The 16,960-nt window shown below is 70.6% G+C and carries 17 protein-coding genes and 1 pseudogene; 11 read left to right on the top strand and 7 right to left on the bottom strand.

The features are described 5' to 3' along the window. Window positions 1–306 precede the first annotated feature (306 nt). Window positions 307–2,028: an ABC-F family ATP-binding cassette domain-containing protein gene (locus ACWEV0_RS17235; RefSeq protein ID WP_453150118.1), complete on the top strand. Its 1,722-nt coding sequence runs from the start codon at window positions 307–309 to the stop codon at window positions 2,026–2,028. Between the two features lie 175 nt (window positions 2,029–2,203). Continuing rightward, on the top strand, window positions 2,204–3,178 hold the full coding sequence (locus tag ACWEV0_RS17230; RefSeq protein ID WP_453150117.1) for an acyl-ACP desaturase: 975 nt from the start codon (window positions 2,204–2,206) through the stop codon (window positions 3,176–3,178). A gap of 240 nt (window positions 3,179–3,418) precedes the next feature. On the opposite strand, the gene ACWEV0_RS17225 is transcribed toward ACWEV0_RS17230, so the two are convergent. After that, on the bottom strand, window positions 3,419–3,685 hold the full coding sequence (locus ACWEV0_RS17225) for a WhiB family transcriptional regulator (RefSeq protein WP_453150116.1): 267 nt from the start codon (window positions 3,683–3,685) through the stop codon (window positions 3,419–3,421). Between the two features lie 230 nt (window positions 3,686–3,915). On the opposite strand from ACWEV0_RS17225, the gene ACWEV0_RS17220 reads away from it, so the two are divergent. Then, window positions 3,916–4,665 carry an IclR family transcriptional regulator gene (locus ACWEV0_RS17220; RefSeq protein ID WP_453150115.1) on the top strand — a complete coding sequence of 250 codons (750 nt, stop codon included), beginning with the start codon at window positions 3,916–3,918 and terminating at the stop codon, window positions 4,663–4,665. A gap of 7 nt (window positions 4,666–4,672) precedes the next feature. Here ACWEV0_RS17220 and ligD read toward each other — a convergent pair whose 3' ends face one another. Together ligD and ACWEV0_RS17210 are read right to left on the bottom strand one after the other, a co-directional pair. After that, window positions 4,673–5,689, bottom strand: a complete 1,017-nt coding sequence (gene ligD / locus ACWEV0_RS17215; protein ID WP_453150114.1) for a non-homologous end-joining DNA ligase — start codon at window positions 5,687–5,689, stop codon at window positions 4,673–4,675. Window positions 5,690–6,135: 446 nt separating this feature from the next. Next, window positions 6,136–6,540, bottom strand: a complete 405-nt coding sequence (locus ACWEV0_RS17210) for a type II toxin-antitoxin system PemK/MazF family toxin (RefSeq protein ID WP_453150113.1) — start codon at window positions 6,538–6,540, stop codon at window positions 6,136–6,138. 321 nt (window positions 6,541–6,861) lie between these two features. Here ACWEV0_RS17210 and ACWEV0_RS17205 point away from each other — a divergent pair. Both ACWEV0_RS17205 and ACWEV0_RS17200 read left to right on the top strand, forming a co-directional pair. Further along, a pseudogene (locus ACWEV0_RS17205) lies at window positions 6,862–7,261 on the top strand (IS701 family transposase); the annotation flags it as partial. 365 nt (window positions 7,262–7,626) lie between these two features. After that, a complete protein-coding gene (locus ACWEV0_RS17200; RefSeq protein WP_453150112.1) occupies window positions 7,627–8,160 on the top strand; it encodes an RICIN domain-containing protein in 534 nt (177 codons plus the stop codon). A 182-nt stretch (window positions 8,161–8,342) separates the two neighbouring features. On the opposite strand, the gene ACWEV0_RS17195 is transcribed toward ACWEV0_RS17200, so the two are convergent. Beyond that, on the bottom strand, window positions 8,343–8,621 hold the full coding sequence (locus tag ACWEV0_RS17195) for a hypothetical protein (protein ID WP_453150111.1): 279 nt from the start codon (window positions 8,619–8,621) through the stop codon (window positions 8,343–8,345). A gap of 114 nt (window positions 8,622–8,735) precedes the next feature. On the opposite strand from ACWEV0_RS17195, the gene ACWEV0_RS17190 reads away from it, so the two are divergent. The 5 genes from ACWEV0_RS17190 to ACWEV0_RS17170 all read left to right on the top strand — a co-directional run bounded on the left by ACWEV0_RS17190 (window position 8,736) and on the right by ACWEV0_RS17170 (window position 13,802). Beyond that, entirely contained in the window at window positions 8,736–9,035 is a 300-nt protein-coding gene (locus ACWEV0_RS17190) for a hypothetical protein (RefSeq protein ID WP_453150110.1), read from the top strand. Window positions 9,036–9,590: 555 nt separating this feature from the next. After that, window positions 9,591–9,722: a hypothetical protein gene (locus ACWEV0_RS17185; protein ID WP_453150109.1), complete on the top strand. Its 132-nt coding sequence runs from the start codon at window positions 9,591–9,593 to the stop codon at window positions 9,720–9,722. A 241-nt stretch (window positions 9,723–9,963) separates the two neighbouring features. Then, window positions 9,964–11,022: an ATP-dependent DNA ligase gene (locus ACWEV0_RS17180; RefSeq protein ID WP_453150108.1), complete on the top strand. Its 1,059-nt coding sequence runs from the start codon at window positions 9,964–9,966 to the stop codon at window positions 11,020–11,022. Between the two features lie 320 nt (window positions 11,023–11,342). Beyond that, window positions 11,343–11,600, top strand: a complete 258-nt coding sequence (locus ACWEV0_RS17175) for a hypothetical protein (RefSeq protein WP_403789683.1) — start codon at window positions 11,343–11,345, stop codon at window positions 11,598–11,600. 108 nt (window positions 11,601–11,708) lie between these two features. Continuing rightward, window positions 11,709–13,802, top strand: a complete 2,094-nt coding sequence (locus ACWEV0_RS17170; RefSeq protein WP_453150107.1) for an MDR family MFS transporter — start codon at window positions 11,709–11,711, stop codon at window positions 13,800–13,802. A gap of 4 nt (window positions 13,803–13,806) precedes the next feature. On the opposite strand, the gene ACWEV0_RS17165 is transcribed toward ACWEV0_RS17170, so the two are convergent. Then, window positions 13,807–14,253: a YchJ family protein gene (locus ACWEV0_RS17165; protein ID WP_453150106.1), complete on the bottom strand. Its 447-nt coding sequence runs from the start codon at window positions 14,251–14,253 to the stop codon at window positions 13,807–13,809. A gap of 49 nt (window positions 14,254–14,302) precedes the next feature. Next, window positions 14,303–14,896: a GNAT family N-acetyltransferase gene (locus tag ACWEV0_RS17160; RefSeq protein ID WP_453150105.1), complete on the bottom strand. Its 594-nt coding sequence runs from the start codon at window positions 14,894–14,896 to the stop codon at window positions 14,303–14,305. 124 nt (window positions 14,897–15,020) lie between these two features. On the opposite strand from ACWEV0_RS17160, the gene ACWEV0_RS17155 reads away from it, so the two are divergent. After that, entirely contained in the window at window positions 15,021–16,529 is a 1,509-nt protein-coding gene (locus ACWEV0_RS17155; RefSeq protein WP_453150104.1) for a DUF4246 domain-containing protein, read from the top strand. 18 nt (window positions 16,530–16,547) lie between these two features. On the opposite strand, the gene ACWEV0_RS17150 is transcribed toward ACWEV0_RS17155, so the two are convergent. Beyond that, window positions 16,548–16,943: a VOC family protein gene (locus ACWEV0_RS17150; RefSeq protein ID WP_453150103.1), complete on the bottom strand. Its 396-nt coding sequence runs from the start codon at window positions 16,941–16,943 to the stop codon at window positions 16,548–16,550. Between the last annotated feature and the right edge of the window lie 17 nt (window positions 16,944–16,960).

Raw genomic sequence — 16,960 nt, 5'->3', positions numbered from 1 at the left:
TGAAGGCCCTGGAGCGGGTCTCGCCCAAAATCGTTTGCGGCCCCCGTCCCCCGCTCCGTAACGTTCTCCGTGGCCCTGTTGTCGCCCGATCGGAGAAGGCCGTTGCTCGTCTGAGGTTCGAGACACCGTGCCGCGCGTGCCGCCCCGCCGCCGCGTGTGCCGTCCTCGACCTCGGCGTACGAGCGCCGCTCCGATCCGCAGCCGCCCCGGGTTGATCCCCTCGGCCGCTCCGCTTCAGGATTGCCGCCCGCGTCCCGGTGTCTCACGCGTTGCCCTGTTCCACGCTTCGCAACCGGGAGGCCCCTTATGGCGACTCGCCCCACTTTCATCACCTGCACGAACCTGTCCTTCTCCTGGCCGGACGGCACCGCCGTGTTCGACGACTTCCGGCTGGCCGTCGGCCCCGGCCGGACCGGTCTGGTCGGCCTGAACGGCTCCGGGAAGTCGACCCTGCTCAAGCTGATCGCCGGCGAGCTCACCCCGGCCGAGGGCTCGGTCCGCGTCGCCGGTGAACTCGGCCATCTCCCGCAGAACCTGGTGCTGCGCACCGGCCTGCCGGTCGACCGGGTCCTCGGCATCGAGGCGACGCGGGCGGCGCTGCACGCCATCGAGTCCGGCGACGCCTCGGAGGAGCACTTCGCGGCCGTCGGCGACGACTGGGACGTGGAGGAGCGGGCGCTCGCCGTGCTCGACCAGCTCGGGCTCGGGCACATCGGCCTGGACCGCACGATCGGCGAGATCTCCGGCGGCGAGTCCGTGCTGCTGCGGCTCGCCGCGCTGCTGCTCGCCCGGCCGGACGTGCTGCTGCTCGACGAACCGACGAACAACCTCGACCTGGTCGCGCGGCGACGGCTGTACGAGGCGGTGGACGCCTGGTCCGGAGTGCTCGTCGTGGTCAGCCACGACCGCGAACTCCTGGAGCGGGTCGACCAGATCGCCGATCTGCGGGACGGCGAGGTCGCCTGGTACGGCGGCGCCTGGTCGGACTACCAGGAGGCGCTCGCGGCCGAACAGGAGGCCGCCGAGCGGATGGTGCGGGTCGCCGAGGCCGACGTACAGCGCCAGAAGCGCGAACTCGTCGACGCCCAGGTGAAGTTGGCCCGGCGCAAGCGCTACGGGCAGAAGAGCTACGAGAACAAGGTCGTGCCGAAGATCGTGGCCAACAACCGCAAGGCCGCCGCCGAGGTGTCCTCGGCCAAGCACCGCGCGCTGCACGTCGACCGGCTGGCCGACGCGCGGTCGCGGCTCGACGCGGCGGTGGAGGCGGTGCGGGACGACGACGAGATCCGCATCGAGCTCCCGCGCACGGTGGTCCATCCGGGGCGGGGCGTGCTGCTCCTCCGTGACCTGGAGCTGCCCTACGGGGCGCGGGTCGACGGGGAGTTCGAGCTGCGGGGTCCGGAGCGGGTGGCGCTGGTCGGCCGGAACGGGGCCGGCAAGACGACGCTGCTGCGGACGATCGCGGGCGAACTGGCCCCGGTGGCGGGCGAGGCGTCGGTGCGGGTTCCGCTGCGCTTCCTGCCGCAGCGGCTCGACGTCCTCGACGACGAGCTGAGCGTGGTGCAGAACGTGGCGCGGTTCGCGCCGGCGGCGACGGCCAACGAGATCCGGGCGCGCCTCGCCCGGTTCCTGTTCCGGGGCGCCCGGGCCGACCGGCCGGCGGGGACGCTGTCGGGCGGTGAGCGGTTCCGGGCGACGCTCGCCGCGCTGCTGCTCGCCGAGCCGGCTCCGCAGCTGCTGATGCTCGACGAGCCGACCAACAACCTGGACATGGCCTCGGTACGGAGCCTGACGGCCGCGCTCGACGCGTTCGAGGGCGCGCTGGTCGTGGCGAGCCACGACGTGCCGTTCCTGGAGTCGCTCGGCATCACCCGCTGGGTGCGGCTGGACGGGGAGCTGCGGCCGACGACGGCCGAGGCGGTACGGACGGGGGACTTCACGACCGACGGGACGAGGGCCGAGACGGCGGAGGAGGCGGCGGAGGAGACGACGTCGGAGACGACGGAGGAGGCGTCAACGGTGAACTGACGCACGGGACCCAGAGTCGTCACAGCAGGTCAACCGGGGGGTGACAGGGGGTGAGCCAGGTCTCTCCCAGCGGGATGGGCTTGGCCACCCCCTTATCCGGCCCTTAACCTACGGTCTCGTAACCTACGTAGACGTAGGTAGTTCCGTATGCCCTTCTCCGTCCCCAGGAGTTCCCGTGACGCTCACCTCCCCCCACCTCTCCAGTTCCGCCGGGTGGACCGACGCACGACTCCTGTACGCCCTGGAGGAGGTCGTCGAGAAGGAGCTCAACCGGCACCTGAAGGTCACCAAGGACTGGATGCCGCACGAGTACGTGCCGTGGTCGGACGCCCGGAACTTCCCGGGGTTCTTCGAGGACGGCGAGGCGTGGGACCGCTCCCAGTCCAAGGTCACCGACATCGGCCGGGTCGCGCTCGTGGTGAACCTGCTCACCGAGGACAACCTGCCCAGCTACCACCACGAGATCGCCAGCCTCTTCGGCCGCGACGGCGCCTGGGGCACCTGGGTGCACCGCTGGACCGCCGAGGAGGGCCGCCACGGCATCGTGATGCGCGACTACCTGCTGGCCTCGCGCGCGGTCGACCCGGACGAGCTGGAACGTTTCCGCATGGCACACATGAGCGAGGGGTTCGAGTCGGACAACCGGCACTCGATGCTTCACTCGGTCGCGTACGTCGCCTTCCAGGAGCTCGCCACCCGCATCTCGCACCGCAACACCGGACACCAGTCCGGCGACCCGGTCTGTGACCGCATGCTCGCCCGCATCGCGCTCGACGAGAACCTGCACATGATCTTCTACCGCAACCTGCTGGGCGCGGCCTTCGAGATCGCCCCCGACCTCACGATGCAGGCCGTGCGGGACGTCGTCGTCAACTTCCGGATGCCCGGCCACGGCATGCCCGGCTTCGAGCGCGCGGCGGCCCAGATGGCGATCGGCGAGATCTACAACCTGCGCATCCACCACGACGACGTGCTCCAGCCGGTGCTGCGCTTCCTCAAGGTCCTCCAGATCGACGGGCTCGGCCCGGAGGGCCTGCAGGCCCAGGAGGAGCTGGGGCTGTACATGAACGGCCTGGACAGCGAGGCGAGCAAGTTCGACGAGCGGCTCGCGGCGCGCAAGGCCCGGATGGCGGCCCGGGCGGCGGGCTGACCGCACGCGAAAAGCGGCCCCCAGGCGGCGGGCCGACCGCACGCAGAGCGACGGGCCCGGACGACGGGCCGAACCGCGAAGCGGCGAGCCCTGGCGAAGGGCCGAACCGCAGAGGCGCGAGCCCGGACGACGGGCCGACCGCACGCAGAGCGGCGAGCCCTGACGAGGGGCTGACCCGCAGAGCGACAGGCCCGGATGACGGGCTGACCCGCAGAGCGACGGGCCCGCGGGCCGGGCCCGTCAGCCGCGGCGGCGCTTGAGCCGGATCCGCTCCTTCTCGGAGAGGCCGCCCCAGACCCCGAACCGCTCGTCGTGCGCGAGCGCGTACTCCAGGCACGCCACCCGGCCCTCGCAGGCCCCGCACAGCAGCTTCGCCTCGCGGGTAGAGGAGCCGGGCGCCGGGAAGAAGAACTCCGGCCCTGCCTGGGCGCACAGCGCGTTCTCCTGCCAGGAGAGGTCGGGGGCCACGAGGGTCGTCGGGGCGGAGGGCATCGTGTCGGTCTGCATGGCGGCAGCCTGTCGCAGCGTCCTAAACGCGCCATCAACGTCCGATCAACGCGGCGCGCCGAGCACCGACCGTGGTGTTTCGGCCACCGTCGGTCCTCCTCCACCCCTCCCCGGGAACGCATGAACGTCGTGTTGCCGGTCCCGCTTACGGGCCTGTCCGGCTCCCGTCATATGGGAGCGTGGTGGCCGATCGCCGAGACCGCGGCGATCAGCGAGGGGGAGCCACGCGCATGACCACCGAAGTCGACGTCGACACCGGAGCGGGCACCGGGACCCGCGCCACGGCCGCGCCGGCGGGGGCCCAGGCCGTCCGCCGGGCGCTCGACGTCCTGCACTGTTTCCACGACAACGGGCCTGACCTGAGCGCCTCGGACCTCGCCCGTCGGCTCGGCCTGTCCACGTCCACCGCGCACCGCCTGGCCCGGACGCTGCTCTCGGCCGGCTTCCTGGAGCAGGACGCGCGCACCGCCCGCTACCGGCTCGGTCCGGCCGTGACCGAGCTCGGCCGGCTCTCGTACCACCAGCGCGGACTGCACCTGGCCGCGCCCGAGCTGGGCGAGCTGGCCGCGCGGACCGGCGCCGACGTCGATCTGGCGCTGCGCAGCGGCCCGTACGCCGTGATCGTGGCGGGCGGTCCGGTCACCCCGAGGGCGGGGCTGCGGCGGCCGCTGCGCTCCACGGCCCCGGGCAGGGTGCTGCTCGCCTGGCCGGGCGGCACGGAACCGGACGAGGAGTCGGTACGGGTACGGGAGCGGGGCTACGTCCTGGACGGCGGCGGGACGGGGCCCGGCATCCGTACGGTCGCGGTGCCGGTCCTGGACCGGGCCGGGCACGCGCGGTTCGCGCTCGCGGTGCGGGCGGCGCCGTCGGTGCTCACCGACGCCCGGCTCGACTGGTTTCTGGCCCAGGCCCGGAGCTGCGCGCGGGCCCTGGAGGTGCTGCTGCTCCCGCCCGGCGAGCGGCGGACCCCGGAGGCGTGAGCGTCCGCTACTCCTTCTTCGCCCGGCTCGGCTGCACCCGCTTCGGCTCGCCCGGCATCTTCGGGTACTCCGGCGGATAGGGCAGGTCGCCGAGGCCGTGCTCGGCCTCGTCCCGCCGCGCCAGCTCCAGCAGGGACTCCAGGCTGAACCGTTCGTCGTCCATGTCCGCGTGCACGTCGCCGAGTTCGGCGTACCGTGCCGGCATCGTGCGGATGTCGAAGTCGCGCGGGACGGCGTCGTCGATCTCCTCCCAGCGCAGCGGCGCGGAGACCGGGGCGTGCGGGCGGGGGCGCACGGAGTAGGCGGAGGCGATGGTGCGGTCGCGGGCGGTCTGGTTGTAGTCGAGGAAGATCCGCTCGCCGCGCTCCTCCTTCCACCACCTGATGGTGACCCGCTCCGGCATCCGCCGCTCCAGCTCCCGGCCGCAGGCGATGGCGGCCCGTCTGACCTGCGTGAACGTCCAGTTGGGCAGGATCGGGACGAAGACGTGCAGGCCGCGCCCGCCGGAGGTCTTGGGCCAGCCGCGCAGCCCGTGCTCGTCGAGGACCGCGCGCAGCTCGTGGGCGGCGCGGACGGCGTCGGCGTAGTCGGTGCCGGGCTGGGGGTCGAGGTCGAGGCGCAGCTCGTCGGGGTGGTCGGTGTCCTCGCGCCGGACCGGCCAGGGATGGAAGGTGACCGCGCCCAGATTGGCCGCCCACAGCACCGCGGCGGGCTCGGTGGGGCACATCTCGTCGGCGGACCGGCCGCTGGGGAAGGTGATGTGGGCCGTCGGGATCCAGGCGGGCAGGTACTTGGGGGCGCGCTTCTGGAAGAAGGACTCGCCCGTCACTCCGTCGGGGTAGCGCTCCAGGGTGGTGGGCCGGTCGCGCAGCGCGCGGGTGATGCCGTCGCCGACGGCCAGGTAGTAGCCGACCATGTCGAGCTTGGTGTAGCCGGGCTCCGGGAAGTACACCTTGTCCGGATTGGACACCCGTACGGTCCGGTCGCCGACCTCTAGCTCCACCGCTGCCGCCTTGCCTGCCATGGCGGCCAGCCTAGGCCGACCACCCATACCCCGCATATCGGGGCACGGTCGGTGAATCCTTCCTGGAATCGCCGCATGGACCTGCCGGTGATGCCACCCGTCAAGCCGATGCTGGCGAAGGCCGTCAAGAAGATCCCGCCGGGGGCCCTGGAACGGGAGAGCGCCGCAGCTCGGCACGGGAAGCGGTTGAGGCGCGCATCGCACGCTTGGGCCTGGATGGCGCCACCGCGATCCCCTCCCAGCAGGAAGGGCAGCACTGGAGCGGCAGGAACAGGAGATCATCAAGATCCCCAAGGAGTCAGCGGTCCTGGTATGTCCGAGCGCGGCCGCTGATACTCCAGCCGTAGTCCGTGATCTCGATGGTGAGGGGTGCCGAGGAGACAGGCCAGCGTCGATCGTCTGGACGAGATCGACCACGCCTTCGGGGGCTTCGGTTCCTTCTCCGCCTACCCGAGGACGCCGAGACGGAGAGCGTCCCTTATCTCGTTGAGCTTCGCGGTTGTCGCCGGGGTCCACTCCTTCGTTTGTCCGCCAAGACGGAGGGCATCCTCAATCTCGCTGAGCTTCGCGGAGGGCAGGACGCCTGCCCGCTCGATCAGGTCGTCCCGGGCCACGGTGGTCAGCCACGTGCAAGGGGTGAAGCCTGGACGCGTGAACGCGAACCGCAGCACGCCTTCAATGGGCAGCCCTTCAATGGCACCAACTCGCACTTCGACGCCCAGCCCGCCGATGTCGACGCCCGCCGGCGCGACGACCTGCATCGCCCGGATCCCGGACGCGTCGTCTGCCGACAGCAGTACGAACAGTCGCCGCTCGTCTAACTCCACCCACCAGACTTCGCCACGTTGCACATGTCCTCCTGACACGGGACAGCAGGCGAACCTGCGCGACCCTGACGCGCTGCGGAGACAGGTGCGGCCACCGTTGATCACCGGTGTGTGAAGACAAACGATCACGCGGTGGCCGCAGGTCACAGCGTAGACCCTGCCCGCTGACAGGAGGCGTTCGAGGGCCTGATGAGCCGGATCGCAGACCGGTTCAACGCGGGTCGAACCACGGCGTCCTGTCCGGCAGTTGGTACTGGTCCTGCTGTCGGACCTGCCGCGCAAGAACTGCTGGACCATCGCCGAGTGGGCCGGAGAGAGGACCCCGGACGGCATGCAGCACCCCATAGGGTGCCCGAGCGAGCCTGGTAGAAGCTGTCCGCAGGGGCCGGAGCCAAGGGCCACCCGCCTCTACGGCTGGGCCGTCATCGACCTCGTCGACCCCCGGCCCGGGAGTCGCGGGTTACTCATCCGCCGAAACCGCAGCACCGGCGAACTCGCCTTCTACCGCCGCCATTCGCCCGCACCGGTGCCGCTGACCACCCCTGGTGCGCGTTGCTGGATCGAGATGGCGGGTGGAGGAGTTCTTTCAGTCCGGGAGGGGCCTGGCCGCCCTGGACGAGCACCAGGTCCGCCGCTACCCGCCTGGTCCCGCCGGGTCACCCTGGCCATGCTCGCGCACGCCTTCCTGGCCGTCGTCCGCGCGGACGAACACGACCGCCACCCCGCACCCGAGCGCGCGCCACCTTTCGAGCTGGCCCCCAACCATGACGGCGGTTCCGGCCATGCCGCGGATGGTTTCGACGCCGGGTGAGGTGGTCGTGGCCGCATCTGGGGCTGCGAGGGCATCCGGCACCGGCGCTACCCGGCCGTCCGCCCCTGCGATTCTCACGACGCCCCCTATCAGACGCCCTAGAGATGCCCTCACCTCAGCGCCCGGCGCTTTGAGGGCGCGCCGGGGGCGGAGGAATCGGTTCCGCCAAGCCGAGCGATTGCAGCTCATGCAATGGCACAAGTGAGCTGCTCACGAGGCCTGTTGACCCAAAACCTGTGCGATCATGATCATCAGTTTCCGGCCGGGCGCCGGATTTCCCTTCTTGATTGCAGAGGACCATGAAACTCACCGCGTTTACCCGTGCCAGGCACGGGCTGCTTGTTCTTGCCGCCTCCCTGGGGCTCGTCTTCGGCCTCTCGGCCGCTCCGGCCCAGGCCTCGACCTTCATCTATCTGGGCACCGTCCAGATCCAGGCGAAGCACTCTGGGAAGTGTCTTGAGGTGGCGGACTGGAGCAAGGTGGACGGTGCGGCCGTCCGACAGTGGGACTGCCACGGCGGCGACAACCAGAAGTGGTACCGCTACGGCCTCTCGGACGACACCACCGCGTTCTTCTACATCAACGTCAACAGCGGTAAGTGCCTGGAGATTGGCGGCTGGGGCCGCAACAACGGTGCGACCGCCAACCAGTGGGGCTGCCACTACGGCCTCAACCAGATGTTCCGCGGTGATTACGGTTTCCAAATGGACAGCACGTATGCCTACCGGAAGTGCCTGGAGATAGCTGACTGGCGCACGGACAACGGCGCCCCCGCGCGGCTGTGGGACTGCCACGGCGGCGACAACCAGTACTTCTACATCTACGTCCCGTAACCCCTGGGCGGGTGTCGGGGGCATGACCCCGACACCCTGCTGGTTGGACCGCTCTTCATCGCGCCCTCCTGAGCAGGTGTGGGAGACGGCGACGGTGACGAGGTCGCCCGCAGCCGGTCCCGTTTCGACCCGCGCCACCGACAGGTGTCCGGGAACGCCATCGCAGCGGCGTACTCCTTCACCTAGGGCATGCGAAAGCCACAGTCCTCGACGCGCGTGGCGGGCTCGACCAGGCCGTGGTGATTGCCTGACGCGCACACCGTGGCGAGGGGCTCGGCGATCGGGCGGTGCTTGCTGCCGCCACCGCGGAGTTCGGCGATGAACGGGGGCACGACGATGCCGGTGGTCTCCCGAGTGGTCACGATTCGGGCCGGCTGGTCCGCCTGGTGGGCGGCGTCGTTCCAGGTGCCGCCGGCGGGGACAAGGAGGCCGGCCTCGTTCCTGCCGGTACAGGTACGCATCGGACGGTCCACGCCGAACGGCTGCTTCCCGTCCCGTCCCTCCCCCGGCACCTGCGCCGTCCCGCCCTTCTCCGGGCCGGACCGCATGCGCGCCGTCGTCTTCTCGGCGAGCGGATGGACGCGGTCGCCGATCCAGGGAGCTCGCTCGACCAGTCGATGATGTTCGAGGCCGTGCCGACAGGCGGCTTCATTTCGACGCCGCAACGCGGGCAGCAGTACACGTACCGGCGGCCGCACTTCCCGCGGTGTTTCCGTTCTTCGACTCGCCAATACCACTCAGACGGCGCCAGCGGGGCTGCGGTCGTCTCGGTCGACGGCGCGCGAATCCAATCACGCTTCCACGTCGCGGGTGCACCGGACGTGCTTGTCAAAGCGGCAGTGCTCGGTCCGAACCCTGAATTCTTCCATCCCTGAACCATCCAGGGCGGGACGCCGATGTCATGCTTCCGAGCCCCTCGGATAGATCGTTTTCGGCATGTACTACGGCCCTTCAGTTTCACCTACGGGTTGTTCCGGTCGGCCTGCCCCTCATCATCACCCACGATTCTTGCCTTCAATTGGTTACACCACATCCCCCCAAGGCGGCAGGGCTCCGACTTGCACGCCGCCTCCTAGCACCGCTCGGGGATTTCATGGAATTGACCACCGGAACCTACTGACAGCCTCGCCACTTCCTTGATCAAGGCGAAATCCCAGGGCTCGACTCACCCGGATGACCTTCGAACCCACATCACCGCATTTCAAACCGTGCGCATGTCACGCTCGACGTAGCCACCGTGCGCCCCGAAGTGAGAGGGAAACAGGTGAGCAGTGCAGTGCAGAAAGCCGACCGATGGCACCGCCGGACGCCAACGGCGGCGAGCCGTCCAGGCGCGGCACCCAGGACCAGCCGCCAGGTGGTACCGGTGCCGACGGGTGTCACCGACACCCGACCGCCCACCCGGAGGAGTTCCCGGCACGTTGCGAACCATGGCCGACACGACCTTCGGCAACCAACAGGAGCGCAAGGTGCGGCTGATCTTCACGACGGCATCAGGTGAACCGGTCCAGCGCTCGCCGTGGTCGCGCACGTGGCGGAAGATGGTGACCGACGCAAACTAGATCCTCGCCGCCCAGGGCGAGGTCGTCGGCAGCGATCACCCTCGGCACGTACAGCCACCTGTGGCCCGACCTTGCCAGTACCACCCGGCCGGCCGTTGAGCAGGGGCTGAGCAGACTCCTGGGGGAGAGACGAGATCAAGGCACAATCCAGGGCACAAGCCAAGGAGAATTCACCGGAACGGACGGGAACTGACGAGAGCGGAATTCCGAGTTACTCGCAGTAGTAGGAACAGGTCAAGCCATGGATCTACCGGTCATGCCCCCTGTCCTGCCCATGCTCGCCAAGGCTGTCAAGAAGATCCCGCCGGGGATGCAGTACGAGGCCAAGTGGGACGGCTTCCGCGCGATCGTGCACCGCGACGGCCCGGAACTCTTCATCGGCAGCCGCACCGGCAAGCCGCTGACCCGCTACTTCCCCGAGCTCGCCGAGGCGCTGCTCGCGCGGCTGCCCGAACGCTGTGTCGTCGACGGCGAGATCGTCATCGAGCACGGCGGCCGGCTCGACTTCGACCGGCTCACCGAGCGGATCCACCCGGCCGAGTCGCGGGTGCGGATGCTGGCGGAGACGACACCGGCCCGGTTCATCGCCTTCGACCTGCTCGCCCTCGACGACGAGGCCCTCCTCGACACCCCGCTCACCGAGCGACGGGCCGCCCTGGAGCGCGCGCTGGCCGGCGTCGACGCCCCCGTCCACCTCGCGCCCGCCACCACCGACGCGGCGCTCGCCGCGCGCTGGTTCGAGCAGTACGAGGGCGCGGGCCTGGACGGCGTGATCGCCAAGCCGCTCGATCTGCCGTACCGGCCGGACGAACGCCTGATGTACAAGATCAAGCACGAGCGCACGGCCGATGTCGTCGTGGCCGGATACCGCTTCCACAAGAGCGGGCCGGTGGTCGGCTCGCTGCTGCTCGGCCTCTACGACGACGGGGGCACCCTCCAGCACGTCGGCGTGTGCGCGGCGTTCACCGCGAAGCGGCGGGCCGAGCTGATCGAGGAGCTGGAGCCGCTGCGCATGGACCCGCCGGACGGGCACCCGTGGGCGGCCTGGACCGACGAGTCCGCGCACGAGTCGTCCCGGCTTCCGGGGGCGCCGAGCCGCTGGTCGGGGAAGAAGGACCTGTCGTGGGTGGCGCTGCGTCCGGAGCGGGTCTGCGAGGTCGGGTACGACCACATGGAGGGCGACCGCTTCCGGCACACGGCCCAGTTCAAGCGCTGGCGCCCGGACCGCACGCCGGAGTCGTGCGGCTACGGGCAGTTGGCGGAGCCCGTCTCGTACGACCTCGGCGAGGTCCTCTCGTAGCGCCGCTCGTAGATCCACTTCGGGACGAGGGGGCGGGCGGCGGGCGTGAGATGCCCCACACCCGATGTGGCGGCAACGACCTTTTCTCGCCTTGCTGTTCGACGAACTGACGAGCGATCCGACAGGCGTACCCGTGCGCACCTGCGGGAACGCGCGGCGCGTCCGCGATGCGGTCCGTACGGCTCGCCGAAGGCGGCACGCGGCTGTTGCCCGGCGGTGACAGGGGCGTCGTCGAACCGGCACCGGGATCCGGTACGTATGGATGGAGCATGGCAGGGAGAAACCCTCTCGCCGCCCCACGACCCCCACAAGGACCGACCGTGATCGCCTCGCCCTCGCCCCTCGTCCCCGTGCCGATCCCCGACCGTGTCGCCGCGCTGATCGGGGCCTGCCTGCCGCTGCACGTGCTCCAGGCCGAGGTCGACGCCGACTGCGCGGCGCGCGAGGTGTACCGCTTCCGCGGACCGCTGTGCGCGGAGGACCGGGCCGACCGCGAGCACGCGCTCGCCGCGCTCGCCCGCGCCAACAAGATCCTCGCCAAGCACCACCCGAAGCTGCCGGTGCGCCCGGGGATGTGACCCTTCGGCGGGCGGTCGGCAGTCGTTTCCGGCCAGGGTACGTATCGTCCGCACCGGTTCGGGTGTACTCCGCATGCGGGACACGGCGGCCGGTGTGACTCTGCCAGAGTGACGACCACCAGCGAAGCAGCGCCCGCACCCCCGGCCGCCGAGCCCCCGGTGCTCGACAGCCGCCGCCGCAACATCGTCTTCGGCACGATCATGCTCGGCGTGCTCCTGGCCGCGCTCGACCAGACCATCGTGGGCACCGCCCTTCCGACGATCGTCTCGGACCTGGGCGGTGCCGCGCACATGTCGTGGGTGGTCACCGCGTATCTGCTCGCGGAGACGGTCGCGACCGTCCTGGTCGGCAAGTTCGGCGACCTGTTCGGGCGCAAGGTGATCTTCCAGATCTCGGCGATCGTCTTCATCACCGGCTCGTTCCTGTGCGGTCTCGCCACCAACATGACGCTGCTGATCATCTGGCGCGGCCTCCAGGGCATCGGCGCCGGCGGTCTCATGGTCACCTCGATGGCGCTGATCGCGGACGTCATCCCGCTGCGCGAACGCGGCAAGTACCAGGGCGCGATCGGCGCCGTGTTCGGCGTCTCCACGGTCATCGGACCGCTGCTCGGCGGCCTGTTCACCGACCATCTGACCTGGCGCTGGGCGTTCTACGTGAACGTCCCCATCGCGATCCTCGTCGTCATCGCCGCCGCCCGCTCCATCCCCTCCGTGCGCTCCGCCAGCCGTCCCGTCATCGACTACCTGGGCATCGCGCTCGTCGCGGTCGGCTCCAGCGCCCTGATCCTGGCGACGAGTTGGGGCGGCAACGAGTACGCGTGGAGCTCGGGCGTCATCATCGGCCTCTTCGCCGGCGGGCTCGTCGCCCTCGGGCTGTTCTGCTGGGTGGAGACCCGGGCGGTCGAACCGATGCTCCCGATGCGGCTGTTCCGCAACCCGGTCTTCACCGTCTGCTCGGTGCTCAGCTTCATCGTCGGCTTCGCGATGCTCGGCGCGATGACCTTCCTGCCGACCTACCTCCAGTACGTCGACGGGGACTCGGCCACCATCTCCGGCATCCGCACCCTGCCGATGGTCATCGGCCTGCTCATCGCCTCCGTCTTCAGCGGCAACGTGGTCAGCAAGACCGGCCAGTACCGGATCTTCCCGATCGTCGGCACTCTGGTGATGGGGCTCGGGCTCTATCTGCTCTCGCTGCTCGAACCGAGCACCAGCACCTGGCTGGCGTCGCTCTACATGTTCGTGCTCGGCGTCGGCATCGGCCTGTGCATGCAGGTCCTCACCATCGCCGTGCAGAACACCGTCGACTACGCGGACCTGGGCACCGCCACCTCCGGCGTCACCTTCTTCCGCACGCTCGGCAGCTCCTTCGGAACCGCCGTCTTCGGCACCATCTACACGAACTCCCTCAAGCCCAACCTGACCGAGGGCATCGCCCGCGCCTCCGCGATCGCCGCCCGCCTCGGCCTGCCGCCGGCGGGCGTGGCGCGGGCCGCACAGAGCCCGGCGGGCCTGCACCGGCTGCCCGACCCGGTGGCGGCGCCGATCGTGCAGGCGTACTCGGACACCCTGCAGACCGTCTTCCTGTGGACCGTGCCCGTGGCCGGCGTCGGCTTCGTGGTGTCGCTCTTCCTCAAGCAGGTCGCGCTCCGCGACACCGTCCGTTCCTCCTCCACCGACATGGGCGAGGGCTTCGCGTCCCCCACCACCACCGGCGACTCGGCCAAGCTGCTCGAACTGGCGGTCGGCCGGATCATCCGGCGCACCGACTACGACACCGCGCGGCGCATCGTCGACGCCTCCGACACCCGGCTCGACATCGCCGGCGCGTGGGCCGTCATGCAGGTCGAGCTGTTCACCCGCACCGTCGGCCACGCCAGCCTGGGCCTGATCTCGACCGGCCGCCGGGTGCCGCCCGAGGTGCTGCTGCCGGTCTTCGACCGGATGGTCGACGAGGGCTTCCTGACCCGGCACGGCAATCTGCTGTCCCACACCCCGGCGGGCAAGCGCGAGGCCGACGTGATCACCAAGGCGTGGGGCGACTGGCTCTCCGACCGCATCGAGCAGGAGCGCGGCCGCCCGAGCGGCCCGGAGCTGCGGGCGGCGACGGACGCCATCGCGAAGAAGCTGATCGCGGAGGACCTGGCGCAGGGCCTGCCGCGGGAGGGACGGGAGGTGGTGGGAGCGGCGGCGCGGTGACCTCTCAGTCCAGGAAGTCCCCGTCCACGTACACCCACGCCCCCTCGTGCCGCGCGAACCGGCTCCGCTCGTGCAGCTCGCCCGGCTTCCCGCCGTGGGTGAAGCGCGCCCGGAAGGTCACCGTCCCGTGCTGGTGGAAGGCCGTGCCGTCGCCGGTCTCCTCGATCTCCAGGCCGGTCCACCGCATCGCCGGGTCGAAGTCGACGTCCCCGGGCCGCGTCTCCGGCGCCCAGGTGCGCAGCAGGTACGCCTCGTCGCGGACGACGAAGGCGCTGTAGCGCGAGCGCATCAGCAGCTCGGCCGTCGGGGCGGTGGCGGGGCCGCCGTGGAAGCGGCCGCAGCACGCGCCGTAGGCGGCGTCGAGTCCGCAGGGGCACGGGGACTCGGCGGTCACGGCCGGGGCGGCTGCGGGGCGGACCGTACGGTCGGGGCGGGTCTTGCGTCGGGACATGCGCTCATTGTCGCGTGCCGACGACCACCCGCCCCGCCGAGGTGCCGCGTCAGCGCGGGTCGCGCCACATCGACCGGAGGACGGGGCCGCCGCCCGGAAGCTCGAACTCCTCGCGGACGGTGAAGCCGAAGTGCTCGTAGACCGGGAGGTTGGCGGCCTTCGAGGACTCCAGGTAGACCGGCAGGCCCGCCGCGTCGGCCTGGGCGAGGCCCGAGCGCAGCAGCGCGGCGCCCTGGCCCGTGCCCTGGGCGACGGGGTCGGCGCCGATGAGGGCCAGCGACCAGTGCGGTTCCCGCGGGGTGTGCCGGGCGGCCGTCTCGACGGCCTCGCGGAACAGTCCGGCGCGGTCGCCCAGGATGTCGAGCAGCTCCCGGATGGTCCCGGCGTCGGGCACGGCCTTCTCCTGGGCGTCGGCCGGCACCCAGAAGGCGGCCGCGTCCGCCGTGCGCTCGCAGACGCCGTTGACGGCGTACTGCCGGGTGAAGATCGTGGAGAAGTAACGCCCGAGGGTCGCCTCGCGGGTGGCGTCCTCGGGGAAGAACCAGCGCATCATCGGGTCGTCGTCGAAGGACCGGGCCAGCGCGCCGCTGATCGCCGGGGCATCGTCGATCACTGCCGTTCTGGGCATGTTCGTTGTCGCCATACGGGCATTCTGCCCACAAACGATCTTGAAGGGCCGACCGGGTCCCTGCGCGGGAGCACGGCGGCGTTGTCAGTCCGCTGACGTATTCTTCCCGCCTCCACACCGACCGCGAGGACCAAGACAATTGACTGAGCTGTCCGCCTTCCCGCTGCCCTTCGAGTCGACCCGCTCCATACGGCTCGCGCCGCCCCGGACACTGCGGGAACTCGAGATGATGCAGTGCAGCGCGCACATCCGGGAGAAGTCCGGGTGGTACGACAAGATGAACGACCCCGAGATCGTCGCCCGGTGGACGCGCGAAGCGGTGGCCCAGGGCCTCACCGAGGCTCAGGTCCGTTACGTGCTCGACGAACTGCGGCACTATGCCGCGCTCCGGGACGAGCGCACCGGCATCGAGGTGTCCGGCGTCGACGGGGTGTGGCAGTCGGACACCCTGGTGGACGACGGCCTCAGGTCGCGGCTGCGCGAGGCGGTCCGGGTCCTGGAAGAGGTCCCGGAGGAGGACAAGGACTGGCACCCCGGATCCGACGGCCAGGTCCTCGACCTGGTCCACCCCTCGCTGTTCTGCCTGGTGCGGGACGTCAGCGGAGCGCCCGAGCGGGCCTGGGAGAACCCGACGAACCACTACGCGAAGTACGAGTTCTCGGAGAGGTTCCAGTGGCTTCCCACGGACGTCGACGTCACCGACGACGGCGAGGTCGCCTTGCGTTCCTACGTCAACAACGTCCACCCCGAGACCCACCGGGACCTGGGCGCCGTCCTGCCGGACCTGTTGGCCCGCTTCCGCCCTCTGTGGGAGAACGTGCTGACGGATCTGCGCCATCCGCGCCCGCCGCGGATCGACGTCGACCCCTACGGCTGGTACGAGGACGAGCCGGAGTACCCGAAGAAGTCCGACTACGACGACCCGACGGCGTACCAGGAGGCGTACGAGGCGTGGTCGGAGGCCCACGACACCTGGTACGACAACCGCACCCCGACCGTCCCGGACGCCCCGGACTTCGTCCCGCCCGCGTCGCCCGACGCGGCCGACCGGGTCGACCTGCGCGGCCGCCGTCTCCAGGTCATCGTGAAGCTCGCCACCATCCATCTCACTCCGGAGAAGCCGGAGTACGGGGGCGGTTCCTGGCACGTCGAGGGGATGCTGAACGAGCGGATCGTCTCGACCGGCATCTACTACTGGGACAGCGAGAACATCACCGAGAGCCGGCTGGGCTTCCGGACGGCACTCGACGACCCGGAGTACGAGCAGAGCGACGACGACGGCGTGCGGGAGGTGTACGGCCTGGAGAGCGAGGACGCGCTGAACCAGGTGCTGGGCTCGGTGCCGACCCCCGCGGGCCGCTGTCTGGCGTTCCCGAACGTCCTCCAGCACCGCGTCGGCTCGTTCCGCCTCATGGACCCCACCCGCCCCGGGCATCGCAAGATCCTGGCGTTCTTCCTGGTCGACCCGTCGGAGAGGATCGTCTCGACGTCCGACGTGCCACCGCAGCAGCCGTGGTCCGAAACCTCCACCATGACCCTGGAACAGGCCGAGGACTACCGCGAGCAGCTCATGCGGGAGCGCAAGTTCTTCGTCGACGAGCACAACGAGCAGCTCTACGAGCGGGAGTTCTCGCTGTGTGAGCACTGAGCCCCGTCCCTCGCCGGCTCAGATGGCCGGGCGGCTCCGCAGCGGATGCCCGGCGGGCACCTCCACGACGGCGATCTCGTGTCCGTCCGGGTCCGTGAGCCACATCTCGACCAGGCCCCACGGTTCCAGGACCGGCTCGCGCAGCACCCGGGCGTCGGGCCGGCCGCGCAGCTCCTCGCGGGCGGCCCGGACGTCGGCGACCTGGAGCCAGAGCCGGACGGACCGGTCGGCGGGCGCCGCGGTGGCGCGGCCGGAGAGTTCGAGGAAGCCGCCGCCGAGGAAGTAGACGGTGCCGCGCTCCGGTCCGGTGCCGAACTCGCGGTAGACCGCGAGGCCGAGCGTCTCGCCGTAGAAGCGGCGGGACCGCTCGGGATCGGTGGGGCGGAGCAGAATCCTGCTGCTCAGTACGTGCATCCCGGTAGCGTACGACC

The sequence above is a fragment of the Streptomyces sp. NPDC003943 genome, assembly GCF_053605265.1.
Note: the sequence above shows the minus strand (reverse complement) of the source record. Positions and strands in the feature narration are given on the sequence as shown.